Consider the following 20,502-nt stretch of genomic DNA (forward strand, 5'->3'; position numbering starts at 1 on the left):
CGGACGGCTACTTCTTGATCCGGTAGGAGTCGCCGTAGACCTTCCACGACAACGGCGTGTTCAGGTCGAGGTTGCCCTTCCTGAGGAAGACCCGCTGTGCGGTGTCCACCCTGCTGGTGTCCTCGTGGGCCGACTCGGCCTTCATGGCGACCTTGCGGGCGTCGAGGAAGGCGTTGAGGTAGGCGGTCTCGTCACCGCCCTGCGACGGCGGCTTGGCCTTCTTCAGCGCGTTCCTGCGGATCGCCCCGAAGCTGAGCGAGTCGTCGCCGCCGCCGTGCATGACGATGGCGTCGTAGTAGACGAACTGGCCGAGGGCGCGCAGGCCGTCCTTCTTGGCCTGCCGTACGGCGGGGCGGAAGTAGAGCCGGTCGCGTTCGTGGTTCTGCGCCTTCCTGAAGGCCTTGTCCTTCGCCGCACGGGCCCAGGCCTTGGTGAAGCCGGGGTCGAGGCCCTTGTGCGAGTCGGTGCCGTTGACCCGGCGCAGGGCGGGGAGGTACTTGGCCAGCGGGTTGTGCGGTTTGTACCGGGTGTAGAGCTTGACCAGGTCCAGCATGTCCCCGGTGCCCGAGCAGAAGCCGACGATGCCCGCCGTGTAGCCGCGGTCGTCGTCGATGTCCTCGATGTACTTGTACTGTGCCCGCCAGTTGAGGGAGGAGTTCTCCGCGCTGGAGACCAGCTTCATCGCGATCTCCTTCTTGGCCGGGTCGTCGAGCCCCGGTGCCGAAGCCGAGGCCGAGACTTCGGAGATCACCGTGGAACGTGCCGGGGCGGCGTACGCGGCCTGGCCCGGGGCGAGCGGGACGGCGGCCCCGGCGGCCACCACGGGCGCCAGGAACAGCCCGAGAAGACGTCGACGCCCGCCGAGGCGGGCGGAGGAGGTCACAGACAGGGTGTCGGTTGCCCGATATGTCGTCAGTGTCACTCCAACAGTTAACCCAATCTCCGTGAACGGCAAAATCCGATCTACTTGAACGCCCCCGCGGTCAGCCCCCTGCGGATCTGTCCCTGAAGGAGCGCGTGGACGACGATCATCGGGATGATCGCCATGCCGAGCGCGGCGAACAGCGCGCCCCAGTCGGCGTCGTAGCCCGCCGTGGTCGAGATGTCGGCGATGCCCTGCGTGAGCAGCCAGCTGTCCCGGTCGGAGGGCAGCAGCACGAGGGGAAGCTGATACTGGTTCCACTGGCCGAGCACGTTGAAGACCGTCACGCTGACGACACCGGGCCTGGCCATCGGAAGCATGATCTGGAAGAACACCCGCGTGTGCGAGGCGCCGTCCACGAAGGCGGCCTCCGCGACCGTCTCCGGCAGGGTCCCGAAGAAGGCGGTCAGGAAGAACACCGTGAACGGCAGGGAGAAGGCGATGTAGACGAGGATCAGCCCGCCGTGGGTGTTCAGGCCGATGAACGGGCCGACCAGCGGCAGCGCCCCGGTGTTCCTGACGACGAAGAACAGCGGGGTCAGCACCAGGTAGACCGGCAGGGCCAGTCCCGCGACGAACAGCGCGTGCACGATCCGGCTGCCGCGGAAGCGGTAGCGGGCCAGCACGTAGGCCGCCATCGCGCCGAACAGCATGGTGCCCGCCGTACCGCACGCCACGACGACGACGCTGTTGAGCATGTAGCGGCCCACGTGCGCCTGCTGCCAGGCGCGCGCCCAGTTGTCGAGGCGGATCGTGGCCGGCGGCGACCAGGCGTCGCCGAAGATCTCCCGCTCGCTCTTCACCGAGGCCAGGAAGGTCCACGCGATCGGCACCGTGACCAGGAGCGTCCACCAGAGCAGGACGGCGTGCGAGAGGAGCGCCGTGAGGCGGGCGCGGGCCGCGCTCACCGGAACTCGATCCGCTCGCGCCGGGTCAGCCGCAGGACCAGCACCGCGAACCCGGTGGTGAGCGCGAACAGCACCACACCCATCGCACAGGCGTAACCGAACCTGGAGTAGTGGAAGGCGTTGCGGTAGACCTCCGCCGCCATCACCGTCGTGGAGTGGTCGGGACCGCCCTGCTCGGCCGTCATCACCCACACGACGGCGAAGACGTCGAGCGCGGCGACGCCGAGATAGACCCAGCCCGCCTGGACCGTGTCCCGCAGCAGGGGAAGGGTGATCCGCAGGAACAGCCGTCCGCCCCTGGCGCCGTCGATGGCCGCGGCCTCGAACAGCTCGCGCGGGATGGAGACGATGGCCGCGGAGAAGAGCACGACGTAGAACCCGACCGCCTGCCAGACCAGCACGAACAGCACGGCCCACAGCGCCAGGCGGGTCTCCGCCAGCGGCCCGACCGGCTCGAACCCCAGGGCGGTCAGCGGGCCGTTGAGCATCCCGCTCCTGTCCGGCCTGAGGATCTGCCGGAACAGGACGGCGACCAGGACGACGGCCAGCACCTGCGGGAAGAAGAAGACCACCCGGTAGAACCCCGCTCCCCTGACCGCTCCCCCGCCCGTGCGCCCGGCCGCCCCGTCGCCGGTCAGCAGCCAGGCGAACAGCAGGGCGAGCCCGATCGTCAGCGGCGGCACCAGCGCCAGCAGCAGCAGGTTGTGGCCGGCGGCCCGCAGGAAGACCTCGTCGCCGAGGAGCCTGCGGAAGTTGTCCGCCCCCACGAAGCGCGGGACGGCGTTGACCCCGCGCCAGTCGGTGAGCGCGATGACGAGGGCCTGCGCGCAGGGGGAGAGCACGTAGACCGTGTACAGCGTGACCGGGACGGCGAGGAACCCGGCGACGAATCGTCTCCTGTGCTGGTTCATCGGCGGCTACCTCGTGAACTTCCGCACCGAGGGGTCGGCCCTGAGCGCGTCGGCCTTGCGCTGGGCCCGCTCGGCCCACCGGTCGGCGCTGATCGCCCCGCTCATCAGCTGCCCCGAGGCCGCGGCGACCTCGTCGTGCAGTTCGGAGTACCACCTGCGGAACATGAAGGTGACGACGTTGCCGCCGGCGGCGGCGAGGGCGGCGCGGGCGCTCTCCAGGCCGGGTTCGAGCCTGAGACCGTCGGCCGCCCCCCTGACGACGGTGAGCGTCGAGACGGCCTCGGTGAACCTCCCCGCCGCCCGCCGGGAGAGCATGGCCCGCAGGTATTCGAGCCCGGCCCCGGGGTTGGCCGAGCGCGCGGGCACGATGTACTCCTCACCCGGCTGGGCGTGCAGCGTGCCGTACGGCATGGCGTCCGAGGGGCCGAAGTCGGGCAGCGGGAACATCGCGTAGCCGAAGCCGTCCGGGGCTGAGCCGCGTTGCTCGTTCTCCAGCCAGGAACCGCAGGGCAGCATGGCGACCAGCCCGCGGTTCTGCGCGATCTGGGTCTGGACGTGGTCGAGGCCCGCGGTGCCCTCAAGGAGGTGCCTGGCCCCGATCTCCGCGAACGCCGCGGCGGCCCGCCGTACGGGCTCGGCCTGCCAGGCGCCCTCGGCGAGGTTGTCGATGTCGGTCAGCACCCGCCTGCCGCCGATCTTCGCCGCGAGTGTGAGGATGGGCTCGTAGATGTACTGGGGGTGGGTGCCCGCGTAGGTGAACGGCGCCATCCCCGAACGCCTGATCTCCTCGCAGAGGTCGAGGAAACGCGCCCACGTCCTGGGCGGTCGCCACCCCCTGGCCTCGAAGAGCGGCCGCGAGTACCAGATGCCCCAGACGGTGTTGGTGTAGTTCATGACGTACGGCCTGCCGCCGTAGCCGCCCAGCTCGATCGCCATGGGATCGACGGTCTCGCGCACCGTGACGGAGGGGTCGTCCCAGCTGGGCGCGTCGTACAACGGTGTCAGGTCGGTGAGCTGGCCGTCCTGGACCAGGGCACCCAGGTCCATGGCCCCGGCCCCGGAGTCGTCCACGACCTCGGGCGGGTCCCCTCCGACGAAACGCGGCTGGAGGGTCCTGGAGATCTCCTTGGTCGCGTTGTGGCTGATCCTGAGGCGGGGGAAGCGGGCGGCGACCAGCGGTTCGTGAATGGTCCTGGCGTAGTCGTCGCCGAGCCCCCCGTCGAAGATCCAGATCTCCAGGGGGCCGTCCTCGTCGAGACGGGGCGCGCCCGCGGTGGACGTCGGAGGCGCGCCGCCGACGGGGAAGGCGCAGGAGGACAGGGCCAGCGGGCCGAGCCCGGCCAGGGCGCCGCGCAGCAGCTCGCGCCGGGACACGCCCCGCCACCCGGTTCGCCGCCCGGCTCGCCACCCGGAAGGGAGAGAGGGGGAGTTCACGATCACCCTTTCATGACGTACGGTGACCGTCACGCTACCCTCCGCCCCCGACGGGAACAACGACGCACCTATTGGGTAGTTGTACTATCCGGCTATGCGGATTTCCCAGCTCAGCGCCGAGACGGGCGTGCCCATCCCCACGATCAAGTACTACCTGCGGGAAGGTCTGCTCCCCTCCGGCGAGCAGACCTCGGCGACCAGGGCCGAGTACGGCGAGGCCCACGTGCGCAGGCTGCGGCTGATCCGCGCACTGCTTGAGGTCGGGCGGCTGCCGATCGCCTCCATCGCCAAGGTGCTGGCCGCGGTCGACGACGAGGAACTGAGCATGCACCGTGTGCTGGGCACCGCCCACTACGCCATCGCCCCCGCGCCCGCGCCCCGGCCCGACGGTGAGGAGTGGCGCCGCGCCCGCGCCGAGGCCGACCGGCTGATCTCCGGCCTCGGCTGGCGGACGGAGCCCTGGGCCCCGACGCTCGACGAGCTGGCCCAGGCCCTGTACGCCCTGGCCCGGCTCGGCATGCCGATGGACGAGGAGGCCCTGCGCCCCTACGCGCGGGCCGCGGAGACGCTGGTCGAGCACGAGTTCGGCGTCCTCCCCCTGGACGGGCCCCGCGAGACGGCGGTCGAGACCCTGGTCATCGGCACCGTCATGCACGGCCGGGTCCTCGACGTGCTGCGCCGCCTGGCCCACGAGTCCGCCTCGGCCCGTTTCTTCGGGATAGAGCCCGGCGACGACGGTGACAAGGCTCACACGACCCCGTGACGATCTCCGTTTCCGCAGCTCAGCCCCTGTTTTCACGGGAATGTGAACACCGTGCCGGGTGAACCGGACCTGAGTAACATCCCGTTCACATAAGGGCAACAGATGCGAAATCGCGACTTGCGAGTCTTTGGGGCAGCAGACCCCTCCCCTAGCAAGGACTCCGGCGATGACCTTCAAGGCTGAGTACATCTGGATCGACGGCACCGAGCCGACCGCCAAGCTCCGTTCGAAGACAAGGATCCTCGCCGACGGCGCCGAACTGCCGCTGTGGGGCTTCGACGGGTCCAGCACCAACCAGGCCGACGGCGGCGCCTCCGACCTCGTGCTCAAGCCGGTGTTCACCTGCCCCGACCCGATCCGCGGCGGCGACAACGTGCTTGTCCTGTGCGAGGTCCTCACCATCGACATGAACCCGCACTCCAGCAACACCCGCGCCGCCCTCGTCGAGGTGGCCGAGCGGTTCGCCGAGCAGGAGTCCTGGTTCGGCATCGAGCAGGAGTACACCTTCTTCAAGGAGGGCCGTCCGCTCGGCTTCCCGATCGGCGGCTTCCCCGCCCCGCAGGGCGGCTACTACTGCGGCGTCGGCGCCGACGAGGTCTTCGGCCGCGACGTCGTGGAGAAGCACCTCGACCTGTGCCTTGAGGCCGGTCTGGCGATCTCCGGCATCAACGCCGAGGTCATGCCCGGCCAGTGGGAGTTCCAGGTCGGCCCGGCGGGCCCGATCGAGGTCGCCGACCAGCTCTGGATCGCCCGGTGGCTGCTCTACCGCGTCGCCGAGGACTTCAACATCGCCGCCACGCTCGACGCCAAGCCGGTGAAGGGCGACTGGAACGGCGCGGGCGCGCACACCAACTTCTCGACCAAGGCGATGCGGGAGGGCTACGACCCGATCATCACCGCCTGCGACGCCCTCGCGGCGAACGCCCTGGAGCACGTCAAGCACTACGGCGCGGGCATCGAGGAGCGCCTCACCGGCCACCACGAGACCGCCCCCTGGAACGAGTTCAGCTACGGCGTCTCCGACCGCGGCGCCTCCGTGCGCATCCCGTGGCAGGTCGAGGTGGAGAAGAAGGGCTACATCGAGGACCGTCGCCCCAACGCCAACGTCGACCCGTATCTGGTGACCCGTCTCATCGTCAGCACCTGCTGCTCCGCCCTTGAGAAGGCCGGCCAGGTCTGACAGGCACGTCCGCGCGGGGCCGCGTCCACCCGGAAGGGGCGGGCGCGGCCCTTCCGCGTTCCCAGGACATGGCCCACCGTGTTCCAGCGTGCGGAACGTTTTCTGAATCCCGATGAAGTTGGTCGCCGGTCCGGCCTTCACCGGCACGATTGGAAAAAGCGCTGGTCAGCGGCAACTTTTTCCACACTCCATTGGGAAACACTCCAAAACGATTAATTTCGTACTAAATAATGTTCGTTACGACAACGCCCAACAGGCATGGCGAGCCGTACCATAACTCCGATGCGGGACGTCGTGGAGCAGTTGCAGCGCCTGGGCATGTCCGGTTACGAGGCCAAGGCCTATGTGACGTTGGTCGTCGCCGGGCAACCCCTCAACGGTTACGAGGTGGCCAAGCGCTCCGGCGTGCCACGAAGCACCGTCTACGAGACGCTGGGCAAGCTGGTGTCCAAGGGCGCGGCCTACGAGCTGCGCGGCCCCGAGGAGGCGGTCGGCTACCTGCCGCTGCCGCCCAGGTCCCTGCTCGAACGCATGCGCAGGGAGTTCGACGACTCGATCGAGTCGCTCCAGTCCTCACTGCCCACGATCGTCGCGCCTCCCGGGGCGCACATCATCCACAACCTCAAGGGCACCGAGGCCGTCCTCGCGCGGGCGGAGGACGTGGTCGCCGCCGCGCGCACCGACCTGTTCCTGTCGATCTGGCCGGAGGAGATGAAGCAGCTCTCCCCGCTGGTCGGACGGGCGGCCGAGCGCGGGGTCGAGGTGTCGGTCGTGCACTTCGGCCCGGCCGAGACCCAGGTCGGCTACCTGTACGAGCACCGCTTCCCGGTGCCCGACTCGGTGGCCGACAACCTGGGCTGCGGCCTGCTGGTGGTCGTCGGCGACGGCCGCGAGGTCCTGATCGGCGGGTTCGTGAACGGCTCGGCCTGGGGCGTCTACACCGAGGACCCGGCCGTCGTCCTGATGGCGGTCGAGTACATCAAGCACGACATCGCCCTGCAGATCATCGCCGACCGGATCGGGCACGGCACGCTGACCGACTTCTGGAGCAGCGATCCGGAGCTGATGCGGCTGCGCGCCGCCCACGGCCACCCCGCGGCCCTGCTGCGCGCCGTGGGCATGCCCGACCACTGAGACCGCGGTGGTCGGTCACCACAGGGGGATATGACATTCTTCGGAGGAAGATGTCACGCTTCGGGGGAAGGCTGGTCATGGACAAACCGGTCATCGTAACTGTCGATGACGATCCGGGCGTCTCGCGGGCCGTCGCACGCGACCTCAGACGCCGGTACGGCCAGTCCTACCGGGTCGTCAGGGCCGACAGCGCCACACAGGGCATGGACAGCGTGCGCGAGATGCGGCTGCGCGGCGACGACGTCGCGGCCATCCTCGCCGACTACCGGATGCCCCAGATGAACGGCGTCGAGTTCCTCGAACAGGCCATGGACCTGTACCCGTACGCCCGCCGGGTGCTGCTCACCGCGTACGCCGACACCGACGCCGCGATCCAGGCGATCAACGTGGTCGACCTCGACCACTACCTGCTCAAGCCGTGGGACCCGCCCGAGGAGAAGTTCTACCCGGTGCTCGACTCGCTGCTCGACGCCTGGCAGCGCGCCGAGCGGCGCGACTCCGACGAGCTGCGGGTGGTCGGGGCCCGCTGGTCGGCCAGGTCCTACGAGGTCCGCGACTTCCTGGCCCGCAACCAGGTCCCCTACCGCTGGCTGCTGGCCGACTCCCCCGAGGGTGTCCAGCTCCTGACCGCGGCGGGCGAGCGGACCGGGGAGGAGGACGCGGCCCACGAGGTCAGCCCGGCCAGGCTGCCGCTGGTCGTCACCGGCGAGGGCGCCAAGCTCGTCGCCCCGGACACCTCGACGCTGGCCTCCGCCGTCGGCCTGTCCACCGCCCCCGCGACCGACTTCTACGACCTGATCGTCATCGGCGGCGGTCCCGGCGGCCTCGGCGCCGCGGTCTACGGGGCCTCGGAGGGGCTGCGCACGGTGATGGTCGAGCAGCACGCCTCCGGCGGGCAGGCGGGCCAGAGCTCCCGCATCGAGAACTACCTCGGCTTCCCCGACGGCGTCTCCGGCGCCCAGCTCGCCGACCGCGCCCGCCGCCAGGCCCTGAAGTTCGGCGCCGAACTGCTCACCGCCCGTACGGTCACCAGCCTGGAGGTCAGGGGACAGGCCAAGGTCGTCGGGTTCGCCGACGGCGGCAGCATCGCGGCGCACACCGTGATCCTGGCCACCGGCGTCTCCTACCGCAGGCTGAGCGCCCCCGGTCTCGACGACTTCGTCGGCAGGGGCGTCTACTACGGTGCCGCGGTGACCGAGGCCCCCGAGTGCCGCGACCGCGAGGTCTACGTCGTCGGCGCCGCCAACTCCGCCGGGCAGGGCGCGGTCTACCTGTCCGGGTACGCCTGCAAGGTCCACCTGGTCGTCAGGGGCGAGGGGCTGGAGAAGTCCATGTCGCACTACCTGATCGAGCAGATCTCCCAGATCCCGAACATCGAGGTGCACACCGAGACCGAGGTCGTCGGCGCCGGGGGCGACGACCACCTGGAACGGCTCACGCTCAAGGGCCCCGAGGGCGAGCGCACGGCCGAGACCGAGTGGCTGTTCGTCTTCATCGGCGCCGAGCCGTTCACCGACTGGCTGGGCGACACGGTCGAACGCGACCGCAGGGGCTTCGTCCTCACCGGCCCCGACCTGACCGCCGCGGAGAACCGGCCGCGTAACTGGCCGCTGCGGCGGGAGCCGTACCACCTGGAGACCAACGTGCCCGGGGTGTTCGCCGCCGGGGACGTCAGGGCGGACTCGATCAAGCGGGTCGCCTCCGCGGTCGGCGAGGGGGCCATGGCCGTCGCGCTGGTGCACCGCTACCTGGAGAAGACGTGACGGAGGCCGCATGATCGACATCGACGTGCTCCGCGGGCTGTTCCTGTTCGAGAAGCTCGACGAGGAGAAGCTGCGGTGGCTGGCCTCGCACGGCGAGGAGCGTGAGTTCGGCGCGGGCGGGACGATCATCCGGCAGGGCGAGCCCGCCGAGCACTTCGTCGTCCTCATCGACGGCGAGATCGTCATGTCCACCGAGACCCCGGCCGGTGTGGTGACCATGACCCCCACCTCCCAGGTCGGGGTCTACGCCGGGGCGACCTCGGCCTACCTGGGCGAGCGCGCCCCGGAGACCTACGCCCACTCGCTGCGCGCCACCAAGCCCTCCCGGCTGTTCGTCCTGCCCGCCAGGAAGTACGGGAAGATGGTCGCCGAGTGGTTCCCGATGGCCGTCCACCTGCTCGACGGGGTGCGTCTGGGCGGTCTGGCCCAGCGCGAGCTCATCGACAGACGGCAGCGGCTGACCGCGCTCGGCACCATCACCGCCGGGCTCACCCACGAGCTCAACAATCCGGCCGCCGCGGCCGTACGCGCGGTCGGCGAGCTGCGGGAGAAGATCAAGTCGGCGCGGCGGGAGCTGGCCGACCTCACCGAGGCGGGCATCCCGCCCGAGCGGCTGCGCGCGCTGGTCGACCTGCAGGAGGGCTGCGCGGAGAGCGTCGGGAACGTGCCCGCCCGCACCCCGCTTGAGACCTCCGACGCCGAGGACGAACTCGGCGACGCCCTGGAGGCCGCCGGGGTCGAGGACGCCTGGGAGATCGCGGCGCCACTGGTGAGCGCCGGGTTCGGCCAGGAGGGCCTGGAGAAGGTCAGGGCCAAGATCGGGGAGGAGCACCTGGCCGGCGCGGTGCGCTGGCTGGCGGAGGCCGTCGAGATCTCCCAGATGCTCGACGAGGTGACCGACGCGACCGAGCGGATCTCGACGCTGCTCGCCTCGGCCAAGCAGTACTCCCAGATGGACCGCGCGCCGTACCAGCGGGTCGACCTGCGGGAACTGCTGGACAGCACGCTCACCATGTTCCGCGGCAAGATCCCGCCGGGAATCACCGTGGCCACCGACTACGACCCGGAGCTGCCACCGCTGCCCGGCTACGCCGGAGAGCTCAACCAGGTGTGGACCAACCTGGTCCACAACGCGCTCGACGCCATGGCGGGCGAGGGGACCCTCACCGTCCGCACCCGCCTCGAACACGGCACGACCGCCCTCATCGAGATCTGCGACACCGGGCCCGGCGTGCCCGAACACCTGCGCGACCGGATCTTCGAGCCGTTCTTCACCACCAAGGCCGTCGGGGAGGGCACCGGACTCGGCCTGGACATCTCCTACCGCATCGTCGCCGGACGCCACGGCGGCGACCTGCGCGTGGAGTCGGTGCCCGGCGACACCCGCTTCCAGGTACGGCTGCCGCTGACCGAGGTCCTCGCTCCCTGACTCCTCAGCCGTACACGCCCGTCATCGTGTCCATCAGTCGGGCGAGCACGCGTTCGCCCGAGACCCGCACGCCGTCGTGCTCCCACTCGCTGGTCACCCAGGTCCGCACCTCACCGACCTCGGCGGCCGTCCGCATGGACAGGCCCTCGTCGACGTACATGTCGTTGTAGTAGACGGCCGCGGCGACCGGGACCCGGTTGGCGGCCAGCCGTACGGGGTCGTACAGGTGGGGCCAGGAGTCGTCGGCGGCGAGGATCTCCACCGCGCCCCTGAAGGGACGCAGGGCCGCGATCTCCTCGAACATCCAGGGGTAGATCATCTCCCCGGTCGGCAGCAGGGGCCGGGCGTCCTCGGCGAACTCGGCGGGCAGCAGCCGGTGCGCGGCCCACGCGGTCGCCGCCCCCTGGGCGTAGATCGACTCGTGCATGACCGCGTAGAGGGGGTTGCCGACGAACCCGGTGGCCATCATGACCTCGTAGCGGAACAGGTCGGACAGCTCCCGCCCGGTCCACGCCTCGTCCAGGAGCCAGTGCAGGTACTCGGCGCCGTCGCTCATCCCCAGGCACATGCCCAGGCTCTGCAGACGGCGCACGGTCAGCACGTCCCCGTCGGGAAGCCTGACCTCCTCCTCGCGCAGCCGGTCGGCGACGGCGTCCAGCCTGGCCGAGTCCCCGGGATAGCGGGCGAAGAAGCGTTCGACCTTGGCGCGGACCCGGGGGTAGGTGAGGGAGTAGACCTCCGCCGCGTCCGCCGCGAGCCCCGGCAGCCCACCGCACACGTAACACGCCGCCAGCCCCTCGGGCGCCCTGGAGAGGTAGGTCAGCGTGATGAACCCGCCGTAGCTCTGCCCAAGGGTCTCCCACGGCCGGTCACCGGCCAGCTCCCGCCGGATCAGCTCGGCGTCGGCGACGATCGCGTCGGCGCGGAAGTGCCGCAGCCTGGCGGCCACCTCGACGTCGGTCCCGGTCAGCGTCGCGGCGGTCATCGGGGTGCTGCGGCCCGTCCCCCGCTGGTCGAGCAGGAGGACCCGGTGGGTGCGCAGCGCGCGTGCCAGCCAGCCGTCCGCCGCGTGCGGCCGGGGCGACTTGCCGCCGGGACCGCCCTGGAGGAAGACCAGCCACGGCAGGTCGTCCCCCCGCCTGGCCGGGTCGACCGCCTCACGGGCGAAGACCTCGATCGTCTCCCCGCCGGGATCGGCGTGGTCGAGAGGCACGGTGAACACATGGTCGGTGAGCGCCACCCCGGGCAGGTGGACTGTGCCTCTTCGCGGCGCCTCCGGCACCGCGGGCTTGGGCGCCTCGGGTCGGTGTCTTCCCTCGTCGCTCATCCGCTGCGCTCCTTCGCTCCTCAGTCCAGACACCGACGCGCCCAAGCCGAAACCCTTCACACACGGCGCCGAAGCGTCAGACCATGCTTCTTCCCGACGCCTGACGGTGGCACGGACTTGGCAGCCCTGAACCGACGGCTTCCCTGCACGATGCCTTCGACATCGGCGCGTCCGAACCATACCTCCTCGCGTTGTCTCTGACAGCACGCCGAAGGGCAGACGAATACTGGACGAAAGCTGCCATACTCCACCGCGTGGACTTTCTCGTGCTGGGGAACCTGACGATCACGCACCAGGGGCAGTCCACCGCCCCCACCGCCGCCAAGGATCGTGCCTTCCTCGGTGAACTGCTCGCCCACCCCGGCGAGACCGTCTCGACCGAGCACCTCGCCAACGCGCTGTGGCCCGACCGGCTGCCCGCCGACCCGGCCAACGCGGTCCAGGTCCGGGCCTCCCGGCTACGTGCCCTGCTTCGCTCCCTCACCGGACCCGTGGAGACGGAACCCGTCCTGTACAGCAGGGCGGGCGGCTACGGGCTCAACCTCGGCGAGACCGGCACCGACCTGGCGCGGATACAGCGGGCGCTGTCCCTGGCCGGTGAAGAGCGCGACCCGGAGGCGGCGGCGAAGACCCTGCGGGAGGGGCTCGACCTGTGGCGCGGGGAGCCGTTCAGCGACGTCCCGCAGACACCGTGCGTCCTCGAACGGGCGGCGCACGCGCAGGAACTGCGGCTGTCCGCCATGGAGCTCTACGCCGAGCTGACGTTCTCCGGAGAGGCCGCCCTGGGGACCCTGGTCGCCGAGCTGACCGAACTGACGAGCCGTAACCCGCTGCGCGAGACGCTGCACCACCGGCTGATGCGCGCCCTGCACGCGACCGGGCGGTCGGCCGAGGCGCTCACGCTCTACGAACGGCTGCGCAGGACCCTCCGCGACGAACTCGGCGCCGACCCCGGTCCTGAGTTGCGCGACCTGCACCGGGAGATCCTGGCCTCCGGCTCCGACGGCGCGAAGACCGTGGAACCCCGTCCTGAGCCTGCCGAGACCGGGTCCGCGACCGACCCGGCGCCGCCCGCGAAGCCTGTGGAGCCTGTGGAGCCTGTGGAGGCCGTGGACCCCGCGCCCCCGGTGGGGTCCACGATCCCGGCGGTCCTGGCGGACGGGTCCTGGGGGTGGTCCTTCAAGGAGACGGTTCCCTGGGGGGTGCTTCTCAGGAGACGGTTCTCCGGAAAACGGGCGCGGCTGACGGCCGTCGTGGCCGTGGTCGTCTGCCTGCTCCTCGGAGCGGCCCTGTGGCTGTGGCTGCCGCGCCCCGAGGAACTGCCCCCCGAGACCCATCTGGTCCGGCCCATCCCCGGCGACCGGTCACGGCTCGCCAAGGACGTGACCTACCCCGACGGCAGCACGGTCCGGGTCGGTGAGACATTCGTCAAGACCTGGCAGATCGACAACATCGGCACGGTCCCGTGGCGGGACCGCTACCTGTACCGGCAGTGGCCGTGGGACGGCGAGGACCTGTGCCAGACCGAGCACAGGAGTGTGCGCATCCCCGACACGGAGCCCGGCGAGTCCGCGCTGGTGAGCGTCGAGGTGCGGGCCCCCAAGGAGCCGGCCCGGTGCAAGGTCTACTGGAAGATGGTCGACGTGGACGGCAACCAGTACATGCCCCACCTCAGCGGCATCTTCTTCGACGTCACGGTGGTGCCCTGACCTGGGCCTTCACTCGGCCCGTGCCCGCCGTACAGGAAACGTGCAGGGCCGCCCGGCAGGCTGACCGCGGTGGTGTCGCCCTCGGCTGAAGGGGGGCGCGTCCGCCGTACCTCTTCTCCGGCCACGAGAGGGCGCGGGGGCCCACGGGGGCGTGGCCGGGAGAAGAGGTACGGCGGGCGTACCGGTGCGCGGCGCGACACGAGATGCTGGCGATCATGCCTGAGTTCTACGACGTGATCTTCGAACGACGGGACGTGCGCGGTGAGTTCACCGGCAAGGACGTGCCCGAGGAGGTCCTGCTACGGATCCTGGGGGCCGCTCACGCCGCGCCCAGCGTCGGCCTCTCCCAGCCCTGGGACTTCATCGTGGTCCGCGACCGGGAGATCCGCGAGGCCTTCGCCGGCCATGTCCAGCGGGAGCGCGCCGTCTTCGCGGCCACCCTCGACGCCGAGCGGGCCGCGACGTTCGCCACGATCAAGGTGGACGGGGTGCGCGAGTCGACGCTCTCCGTCGTCGTCACCTACGACCCGGCGCGCGGGGCCCCGGCCGTCCTCGGCCGCCACTCGATCGCGGACGCCGGGCTCTACTCGGTGTGCCTGGCGATCCAGAACCTCTGGCTCGCGGCCACCGCGGAGGACCTGGGGGTCGGCTGGGTGTCCTTCTACCGGGAGGAGTTCGTCGGCGACCTGCTCGGCATCCCGGAGGGGGTCCGCCCGGTGGCCTGGCTCTGCCTGGGACCGGTGACGCACCGGGAGCGCGTGCCCGACCTCGAACGCAAGGGGTGGCGCGGACGCGTCCCCCTGGCCGACCTCCTCCATCGGGACGGCTGGCGGGGACGCTGAGCCGTACAAAACGTCTGTCAACCGTCGTCCCTGTTACGGCACACCTGGGACACGAAGCCGTACGGCGGGCATCCAGGACATATGGCCGCGACCATCGAGCCCGGTGACCCGGGCGACTCCGTCCCCGCCCACCTGCGGCTCGCGGGCATCCTCCGTGCGCGGATAACGAGCGGTGAGCTCCAGCTCGACCGCCCGCTCCCCTCGGAGGAGAGCCTCCAGCGGAGCTACGGCCTCGATCCGGGCAGCGTACGGCGCGCGATCCAGGTCCTGTCCGACGAGGGCCTCGTCTACACCGTGGAGGGCGGGGGCGCCTACGTGTCCTCCCGCGCGGAGGAGACCGGCGGGGGCTGAGGGTCCCGGGTCGCTCCCGGGCGTTGTTAGGCTCAACGCCCGGCGGGTTTTCCGCGCTCACATGCGTTTTCACAGGAGTGGACGATGGCGGTTCACGGATGGTGCCATCCTCGGTTCTCGCGGGTGCGCGAGGTGTTCCGCCAGAATTTCGCCGGTGACGGGGAGCTCGGCGCGGCCTTCTCCGTCTTCCTTGACGACAGGCCTGTCGTGGACCTGTGGGGTGGTGTGGCCGACCGCCGTGACGGGCGTCCCTGGGAGCGTGGCACCCCCACGCTGGTCTACTCGTGCACCAAGGCGGTGACCGCGACGGCGGTGCTGCTGCTGGCCGAGCGCGGTCTGCTGGACGTCACGGCACCGGTCGCCGAGGTGTGGCCCGAGTTCGCCCGCGCGGGCAAGGAGCGTGTCACCGTCGAGCACCTGCTCACCCACCAGGCGGGGCTGCCGGTGATCGAGGAGCCGGTGCCGGTCGAGGAGTTCGAGGACCAGGAGGCCATCGCCGACCGGCTGGCCGGGCAGGCGCCGTTGTGGGAGCCGGGGACCGGGCACGGCTACCACGCGCTGACCTACGGTTTCCTGCTGGGCGAGGTGATCCGCCGGGTCTCCGGCAAACGGGCGGGTGAGTTCGTGGCCGCCGAGATCGCCGACCCGCTGGGGCTCGAACTCTGGCTCGGCGCGCCGGACGACGTGGCGGCGCGGGCGGCCCGGCTGTCCGGCGGGCTGCGTCTCGGGGCCTCGACACCGGCGACTTCGGAAAAGCCGGCGACACCCGGGAAGCCTGCGGCACCCGGGGAACCGGCGGCTTCGGGAACCCCGGCGGCGCCCGGGAACGTGACAAACCCCAGTGCCGACGCCGGGGAGGCGCTCGGCAGGGCCATGCGGGACGGCGAGAGCCTGACCGGCCGCGCCATGGGCAACCCGCAGGTCACCAAGCTGCGCGGCGGCGCCAACCACCCGGTCGTCCTGCGCGCGGGCTGGCCCGCGATCGGGGTCGTCGCCACCGCCCTCGGCCTGGCCGGGTTCTACCGTCATCTGGTCGCCGGGCGGATCCTGCGCCCGGAGACCCTGCGGGACGCCGTCAGGCCCCGGGTCTCCGGCCCCGACCGGGTGCTGCTCCTCGACAGTTCCTTCGGCCTCGGCTACATGCGGCCCGCACAGGCCTTCCGGGTCCCCGAGCAGGGGATGCGGACCGCCTTCGGCCACACCGGCATGGGCGGTTTCCTCAGCCTCGGCGACGTGGAACACGGCCTGGGCATGGCGTACACGATGAACAGGATGACCGACGCCGTCGCCGGCAGCCCTCGTGCCCACCGGCTCGCCGAGGCCGTCTACGCGTCTCTTTAGACCGGTCTCCCACATAGCGATTTCCTTACGAAATTCGCGAACCGTGACAACCGACGGCAGGGGTGAGACCGTCGAACAAGCGACGGCGCTCGGAGGGGGACTCCATTGGTTCCGGGATACCACGAGGTTCGAGACCTCGGTGCGGGAGGCGGCGGCCGGGTGGTGCTGGCCACCTACACCGCGACCGGCGCCTACGTGGCGATCAAGTATCTGAACGCGGCCCTGCGGGGCGACCACAGGTTCCTGGCGCGCTTCCGCGAGGAGGCGCGCGTCATGGTCGAGCTGTACGACCCGAACGTGGTCCAGTTCTACGAGTACTACGAGGACACCCGCGACGCCGCGATCGTCATGGAGCTGGTCGACGGCGTCTCCCTCAGGAGGATCCTGGCCGAGCACGGCACCACCAGCCCCGAGGCGGCGCTCGTCGTGCTCAAGGGCTCGCTGCTCGGACTGGCGTTCGCGCACTCCTCGGGGATCGTGCACCGCGACTACAAGCCCGAGAACGTGCTGATCCAGGCGGACGGCGCCAGCAAGCTGACGGACTTCGGCATCGCCGCCCGCACCGGGGCCTCCGACGCGCCCCAGGGCACCCCGCCGTACATGGCCCCCGAGCAGTGGGCCGGGCATCCGGCCACCCCGGCGAGCGACGTCTACGCGGCCACCTGTGTGCTCTTCGAGTGCCTCACGGGGCACCGGCCCTACCGGGCGGAGAACGGGGCCGCGCTGATGCACCAGCACCAGCGGGCGCCGATCCCGATCGAGGCCGTGCCGAGTTCGGTGCGGGGCCTGGTCGCGCGGGGCATGGCGAAGAATCCGGCGGACCGGCCCGCGACGGCGGAGGCGTTCGTCCTCGAACTCGAAGCCGCCGCGACCGCCGCGTACGGACCGGAGTGGGAGCAGCGGGGGCGGCGGCACCTGGCAGAGCTGGCCACCCTGCTGGCGCTGTCGTTCCCGCTGGCCAGGCCGGCCCAGCGGGCGAGCACCTCGCTGGCGAGCACCGTGCTCGGCAGGGGCGGCGGCAGGCGCCGTCCCCGTCTCGGCCCCAGGCTGCTCGCCGGGGTCGTCGTGATCACCGTCGCGGTCACCGTCGGGCTGGTCGCCTCGGGGCGGTCGGCCGACAGGCTCTCGGCGAACTCGATCTTCACTCCGCCCGCGCATGTGCCCGGGGCCGGGAAGACCCCGCCGGACGGCGCGGGCGGCTCTCCCCCGCCGGAACCGGCCCGGCCTCCCGTCAAACGGCCGCACACCGGAACGGAACGGACCTCGGCCAGGTCGGAGAGCACGCCCCCGAAGGCCCACCCGACGCCGCGCAGGACCCCGACGTCGTCCCCGAGCGCGCGGCCGACCCCGATCACCGACCCGTCGCGGACGCCGTCCCCCACCCCGACCTCCAGCCCGGGGGTCGACGACCTCGCGATCACCCGGTTCGACGCGGGCGGGGCGACGCTCAGCCTGCGCTCCTCGACCCCGGCCTCCGTCGTGCTGACCGTCTCCTTCGCCCAGGGTGAGGAGCGTGACGACCTGACGAAGGTGGCCACGCGGAGCTTCACCCTCAGGGGCAACGGCGTCCACTCCCAGCCCGTTCCCTACGCCTTCACCGCCCCCGCCTGCGAGCAGACCCTCTACCGCAGGGTCATGGCCTCGACCTCGCCCCGGTTCTCCGGCGGGGAGCTGAGCCGTACGGTCGAGGTCAGGGGCGGCCCGTGCCCGGCCCCCGAGGTGCGCAACGCGGAGATCACCTCCTGGGACGGCGAGACGGCCGTCGTCAAGGTCCGCGCGGGCGGTCCGGGCAGGGTACGGCTCACCGCGTCCTTCACCCGCAAGGACGACGAGGGCGGCGTCAGCACGCTGGACACCGTGACCAGGACCCTGTCCGGGGAGACCGGCTACTCCGTCGAACTTCCCGCTCCCCCGGCCGAGGTGCCGTGCGGCGGGCGGGCCGTGCTCGGGGTCACGGTCACCACGGACCGTCCCGCGGGCAACGGCGCCCAGTACGCCCAGACGGTGGTCGAGGGTGAGGAGTGCGTGCCCCCCGCCGTCACGATCACCTCCTTCGACGGCACCTCCGTCGGCTTCCGGGTGCGCGCCTCCGGCACCTCCCCGGTGACCGTACGGCTGGCCTTCACCCAGCAGGTCCCCGGCGCCGACGGCGGGACGACCGGCAGCGCCAAGACGATCGAGTTGTCCGGCCGCACCGACTACACGCGCACGGTGACCGGCGAGTTCGCCACGCTGCCCGAGTGTGGGCAGTACGCCCGGCGGACCGTGACGATCACCACGGTGCCCGCGGGTGAGAGCCGTTCGAGCCAGGCCCGGGTCGACCTGCCGCCCTGCGAGCAGGAGCCCGGCCCCTCCGACCCCTCGGAGGCGCCGCAGGACGTCCCCTCCGTTCCCGGGGAGCCGGGATGACCTCTCCCCTGGAGGCCGGTGTGAGCAGGCTCGGCAACGTGCTGGTCCCCGTCGAGGACATGGACGGGGCGATCGCCTTCTACTCGGGTGCGCTCGGTCTCGCGGTGCGCTTCCGTGACGGCGACCGGTTCGCCGCCCTCGACGGGGGCGGCGTCACCGTCGCGCTGGTCGGGGCGGCCGAGCGGGTCGCGGGCGACGTCACCGCGCCCTCCTACCGGGTGGCGGACGTGGCGCTGGCCGTACGGGAGCTGACCGGGGCGGGCGCCGAGGTCGTCCAGGAGCCCGAGAGGGGGCCGCACGAGGTCAGGGCGGTGCTCCGCGACCCCTCCGGCAACGTCCTGGTGCTCTACGCCCCGCTCTGACCCGCCCGCCACGGTTCGACGTCCAGTACGGCCTTGCCCGCGACCTGGCGTCCGAGCAGGGCCTCGGCGGCCTCCGCGAGGCGCTCCCAGGTGTCTCGCAGGCCGATCTCGGCGGAGAGCCTGCCCTCGGCGGCCAGGCCGAGCAGGGTGGCCAGGTCGGGACCGAAGGCCGTGGCGTCGCCGAACGTGCTGATCGTCCTCGACCGGCCGAGGAAGAACAGTGAGCCCGGCGCGAACACGGCGGGTTCTCCCGAGGCCCAGCCGATGCTCTGGAGGTCGCCTCCGGGGGCCAGCAACGGCCAGGCGGCGACCAGTTGCGCCCCGCCGACGTTGTCCAGGATCAGGTCGAAGGAGCCGTCGATCCCGTCGAGGCCGACGACCACCTCGCGGGCGCCCAGTCCGGTCAGCCCCTCCCCGCGTGCCGCGGAGCCGACGGAGGCCACGACGTGTGCCCCGCCCAGCGCGGCCAGTTGCACCGCGAACCGGCCGATCCCTCCCGCCGCCCCGGTGACCAGGACCCTGCGGCCCAGGATCGGGCGGGTCCGCAGCGCCCGCAGCGCGGTGACCCCCGCCATCGGCAGCGCCGCGGCGTGGGCCAGGTCGACGGCGTCGGGGACCTCGGCGACCGCGTCGGTGTCCACCGCGACGCGCTGCGCCCAGGCGCCAGGCCCGAAGGCGACGACGCGGGTGCCCTCCGCGGGCCCGCTGCCGTCCGCGGCGGCGCGTGCCACAACGCCCGAGGCGTCGTAGCCGGACACCGTTCCCGGGGGAAGACTCCCGGCGAAGGCCACCTCGCCCCGGTTGAGTGAGATGTGCCGCACGTCGATCAGGACCTGGCCGGGACGTGGTTCGGGGTCGGCGACCTCGGCGATCCGCAGCGCGGCCCGTGCCCGGGGGTCGGTGACGACGGCGCGAACGGTCATGGGACTTCCCTCCGTGGGGATCACTGCAGCGGACCGTCGGTCCGCTTACCTGGACGCTAGAATATTCGGACCATCGGTCCGCTTGTCAACGGGAGAGCCCATGGCCGAGCAGCGTCAGGAACGCGCCGACGCCGCACGCAACCGGAGAGCCGTCCTGCGGGCGGCCGAACGGCTGGTGGCCGAGCACGGCGGCGACCACGTCTCCCTCGACCGGGTCGCGGCCGAGGCGGGGGTCGGCAAGGGGACCGTCTTCCGCAGGTTCGGCAGCCGAACCGGCCTGCTGCGCGCCCTCCTTGAGGAGCGCTCGCTCGCGCTGCGTGAGGCGATCGTGGACGGCCCCCCGCCCCTGGGGCCGGGCGCGCCCGCGCGGGAGCGCCTGACGGCCTTCCTCGACGGGCTCTGCGGGATCGCCGAGGCCAACGCCGCCCTGCTGACCGCGCACGAGCAGGCGTGCGCCGACGCCAAGTACACCGAGCCGAGCTACCTGTTCTGGCACGACCACATCGCGACCCTGGTGGCCGAGGCGCGGACCGGCCTCGACACGGACTTCGCGGGTTTCCTCGCCCACGCCCTGCTCGCCGTGTTCGACGGTGAACTGGTCCGGCGGACGGCGTCGCCCGAGGAGCCCCGGCGCTTCACCCGGTCCGTCACCGAACTGGCCCTCGCCCTGCTCGACGCCCCCGCCCCACCGCGGATTTCGTGATTCGCCAGATCTTTTTTGGCTGGGCGTTTACAGTGGAAAAATCATGAAAACGCCTTTGACGTCGGCTTTTGCCGTCCGGTGCACCATAGCT

Annotated in this window: 18 protein-coding genes; 12 read left to right on the forward strand and 6 right to left on the reverse strand. The window is 71.5% G+C overall.

The window, feature by feature from the left end; genetic code table 11:
• Positions 1-7: 7 nt before the first annotated feature.
• The 4 genes from ABZ463_RS36220 to ngcE all read right to left on the reverse strand — a co-directional run bounded on the left by ABZ463_RS36220 (position 8) and on the right by ngcE (position 4,115).
• Positions 8-883, reverse strand: a complete 876-nt coding sequence (locus tag ABZ463_RS36220) for a chitosanase (protein ID WP_362783577.1) — start codon at positions 881-883, stop codon at positions 8-10.
• Between the two features lie 80 nt (positions 884-963).
• On the reverse strand, positions 964-1,830 hold the full coding sequence (locus tag ABZ463_RS36225) for a carbohydrate ABC transporter permease (RefSeq protein WP_352008428.1): 867 nt from the start codon (positions 1,828-1,830) through the stop codon (positions 964-966).
• Positions 1,827-2,741: a sugar ABC transporter permease gene (locus tag ABZ463_RS36230; RefSeq protein ID WP_352008427.1), complete on the reverse strand. Its 915-nt coding sequence runs from the start codon at positions 2,739-2,741 to the stop codon at positions 1,827-1,829. Before ABZ463_RS36230 ends, ABZ463_RS36225 begins: the two co-directional genes overlap by 4 nt.
• 6 nt (positions 2,742-2,747) lie before the next feature.
• Positions 2,748-4,115 carry an N-acetylglucosamine/diacetylchitobiose ABC transporter substrate-binding protein gene (gene ngcE, locus ABZ463_RS36235; protein ID WP_352008426.1) on the reverse strand — a complete coding sequence of 456 codons (1,368 nt, stop codon included), beginning with the start codon at positions 4,113-4,115 and terminating at the stop codon, positions 2,748-2,750.
• Positions 4,116-4,269: 154 nt separating this feature from the next.
• Between ngcE and ABZ463_RS36240 the strand changes: the two genes are divergently transcribed.
• The 5 genes from ABZ463_RS36240 (at position 4,270) to ABZ463_RS36260 (ending at position 10,444) form a co-directional block, all read left to right on the forward strand.
• Complete coding sequence (locus tag ABZ463_RS36240) at positions 4,270-4,938, forward strand: MerR family transcriptional regulator (RefSeq protein ID WP_362783581.1); 669 nt, start codon at positions 4,270-4,272, stop codon at positions 4,936-4,938.
• 166 nt (positions 4,939-5,104) lie between these two features.
• Positions 5,105-6,118 (forward strand): glutamine synthetase, encoded by a 1,014-nt coding sequence (glnII, locus tag ABZ463_RS36245; RefSeq protein WP_352008424.1) that lies wholly within the window; start codon positions 5,105-5,107, stop codon positions 6,116-6,118.
• Positions 6,119-6,400: 282 nt separating this feature from the next.
• Positions 6,401-7,252: a helix-turn-helix domain-containing protein gene (locus ABZ463_RS36250; protein ID WP_352008423.1), complete on the forward strand. Its 852-nt coding sequence runs from the start codon at positions 6,401-6,403 to the stop codon at positions 7,250-7,252.
• A 77-nt stretch (positions 7,253-7,329) separates the two neighbouring features.
• Positions 7,330-9,015, forward strand: coding sequence for an FAD-dependent oxidoreductase (locus ABZ463_RS36255; protein ID WP_352008422.1), 1,686 nt, complete (start codon positions 7,330-7,332; stop codon positions 9,013-9,015).
• Positions 9,016-9,025: 10 nt separating this feature from the next.
• On the forward strand, positions 9,026-10,444 hold the full coding sequence (locus tag ABZ463_RS36260; RefSeq protein ID WP_362783586.1) for an ATP-binding protein: 1,419 nt from the start codon (positions 9,026-9,028) through the stop codon (positions 10,442-10,444).
• Between the two features lie 4 nt (positions 10,445-10,448).
• Here the strand turns inward: ABZ463_RS36260 and ABZ463_RS36265 are convergent, their stop codons facing one another.
• Positions 10,449-11,771 carry an alpha/beta fold hydrolase gene (locus ABZ463_RS36265; protein WP_362783589.1) on the reverse strand — a complete coding sequence of 441 codons (1,323 nt, stop codon included), beginning with the start codon at positions 11,769-11,771 and terminating at the stop codon, positions 10,449-10,451.
• A gap of 254 nt (positions 11,772-12,025) precedes the next feature.
• On the opposite strand from ABZ463_RS36265, the gene ABZ463_RS36270 reads away from it, so the two are divergent.
• The 6 genes from ABZ463_RS36270 to ABZ463_RS36295 all read left to right on the forward strand — a co-directional run bounded on the left by ABZ463_RS36270 (position 12,026) and on the right by ABZ463_RS36295 (position 18,785).
• Entirely contained in the window at positions 12,026-13,480 is a 1,455-nt protein-coding gene (locus ABZ463_RS36270; protein WP_362783592.1) for a BTAD domain-containing putative transcriptional regulator, read from the forward strand.
• A 215-nt stretch (positions 13,481-13,695) separates the two neighbouring features.
• Positions 13,696-14,322, forward strand: coding sequence for a 5,6-dimethylbenzimidazole synthase (gene bluB, locus ABZ463_RS36275; protein ID WP_362783595.1), 627 nt, complete (start codon positions 13,696-13,698; stop codon positions 14,320-14,322).
• Between the two features lie 81 nt (positions 14,323-14,403).
• Positions 14,404-14,673, forward strand: a complete 270-nt coding sequence (locus ABZ463_RS36280) for a GntR family transcriptional regulator (protein ID WP_352008417.1) — start codon at positions 14,404-14,406, stop codon at positions 14,671-14,673.
• A gap of 84 nt (positions 14,674-14,757) precedes the next feature.
• Positions 14,758-16,014 carry a serine hydrolase domain-containing protein gene (locus ABZ463_RS36285; RefSeq protein ID WP_362783599.1) on the forward strand — a complete coding sequence of 419 codons (1,257 nt, stop codon included), beginning with the start codon at positions 14,758-14,760 and terminating at the stop codon, positions 16,012-16,014.
• 105 nt (positions 16,015-16,119) lie between these two features.
• Positions 16,120-18,423 carry a serine/threonine-protein kinase gene (locus tag ABZ463_RS36290; protein WP_362783602.1) on the forward strand — a complete coding sequence of 768 codons (2,304 nt, stop codon included), beginning with the start codon at positions 16,120-16,122 and terminating at the stop codon, positions 18,421-18,423.
• Complete coding sequence (locus ABZ463_RS36295; RefSeq protein WP_362783605.1) at positions 18,420-18,785, forward strand: VOC family protein; 366 nt, start codon at positions 18,420-18,422, stop codon at positions 18,783-18,785. The genes ABZ463_RS36290 and ABZ463_RS36295 overlap by 4 nt, the downstream gene beginning before the upstream one ends.
• Here the strand turns inward: ABZ463_RS36295 and ABZ463_RS36300 are convergent.
• Positions 18,770-19,708, reverse strand: a complete 939-nt coding sequence (locus tag ABZ463_RS36300) for a zinc-binding dehydrogenase (RefSeq protein ID WP_352008413.1) — start codon at positions 19,706-19,708, stop codon at positions 18,770-18,772. The two genes, ABZ463_RS36295 and ABZ463_RS36300, sit on opposite strands and share 16 nt — an antisense overlap.
• Before the next feature lie 100 nt (positions 19,709-19,808).
• Here ABZ463_RS36300 and ABZ463_RS36305 point away from each other — a divergent pair, with 100 nt between their 5' ends.
• On the forward strand, positions 19,809-20,411 hold the full coding sequence (locus tag ABZ463_RS36305) for a helix-turn-helix domain-containing protein (RefSeq protein WP_362783609.1): 603 nt from the start codon (positions 19,809-19,811) through the stop codon (positions 20,409-20,411).
• Positions 20,412-20,502: the final 91 nt, after the last annotated feature.

Origin of the sequence: Streptosporangium sp. NPDC020145, assembly GCF_040631275.1 — a bacterium.
Classification (GTDB): domain Bacteria; phylum Actinomycetota; class Actinomycetes; order Streptosporangiales; family Streptosporangiaceae; genus Streptosporangium.

Excerpts from the sequence above, each read along its gene's own strand:
- ABZ463_RS36230 (WP_352008427.1), bottom strand. The coding sequence starts at position 2,741 with ATGAACCAGCACAGGAGACGATTCGTCGCCGGGTTCCTCGCCGTCCCG.
- glnII (WP_352008424.1), top strand. The coding sequence starts at position 5,105 with ATGACCTTCAAGGCTGAGTACATCTGGATCGACGGCACCGAGCCGACC.
- ABZ463_RS36265 (WP_362783589.1), bottom strand. The coding sequence starts at position 11,771 with ATGAGCGACGAGGGAAGACACCGACCCGAGGCGCCCAAGCCCGCGGTG.
- ABZ463_RS36295 (WP_362783605.1), top strand. The coding sequence starts at position 18,420 with ATGACCTCTCCCCTGGAGGCCGGTGTGAGCAGGCTCGGCAACGTGCTG.
- ABZ463_RS36255 (WP_352008422.1), top strand. The coding sequence starts at position 7,330 with ATGGACAAACCGGTCATCGTAACTGTCGATGACGATCCGGGCGTCTCG.
- ABZ463_RS36250 (WP_352008423.1), top strand. The coding sequence starts at position 6,401 with ATGCGGGACGTCGTGGAGCAGTTGCAGCGCCTGGGCATGTCCGGTTAC.
- ABZ463_RS36240 (WP_362783581.1), top strand. The coding sequence starts at position 4,270 with ATGCGGATTTCCCAGCTCAGCGCCGAGACGGGCGTGCCCATCCCCACG.
- bluB (WP_362783595.1), top strand. The coding sequence starts at position 13,696 with ATGCCTGAGTTCTACGACGTGATCTTCGAACGACGGGACGTGCGCGGT.
- ABZ463_RS36260 (WP_362783586.1), top strand. The coding sequence starts at position 9,026 with ATGATCGACATCGACGTGCTCCGCGGGCTGTTCCTGTTCGAGAAGCTC.
- ABZ463_RS36285 (WP_362783599.1), top strand. The coding sequence starts at position 14,758 with ATGGCGGTTCACGGATGGTGCCATCCTCGGTTCTCGCGGGTGCGCGAG.
- ABZ463_RS36300 (WP_352008413.1), bottom strand. The coding sequence starts at position 19,708 with ATGACCGTTCGCGCCGTCGTCACCGACCCCCGGGCACGGGCCGCGCTG.
- ABZ463_RS36305 (WP_362783609.1), top strand. The coding sequence starts at position 19,809 with ATGGCCGAGCAGCGTCAGGAACGCGCCGACGCCGCACGCAACCGGAGA.
- ABZ463_RS36280 (WP_352008417.1), top strand. The coding sequence starts at position 14,404 with ATGGCCGCGACCATCGAGCCCGGTGACCCGGGCGACTCCGTCCCCGCC.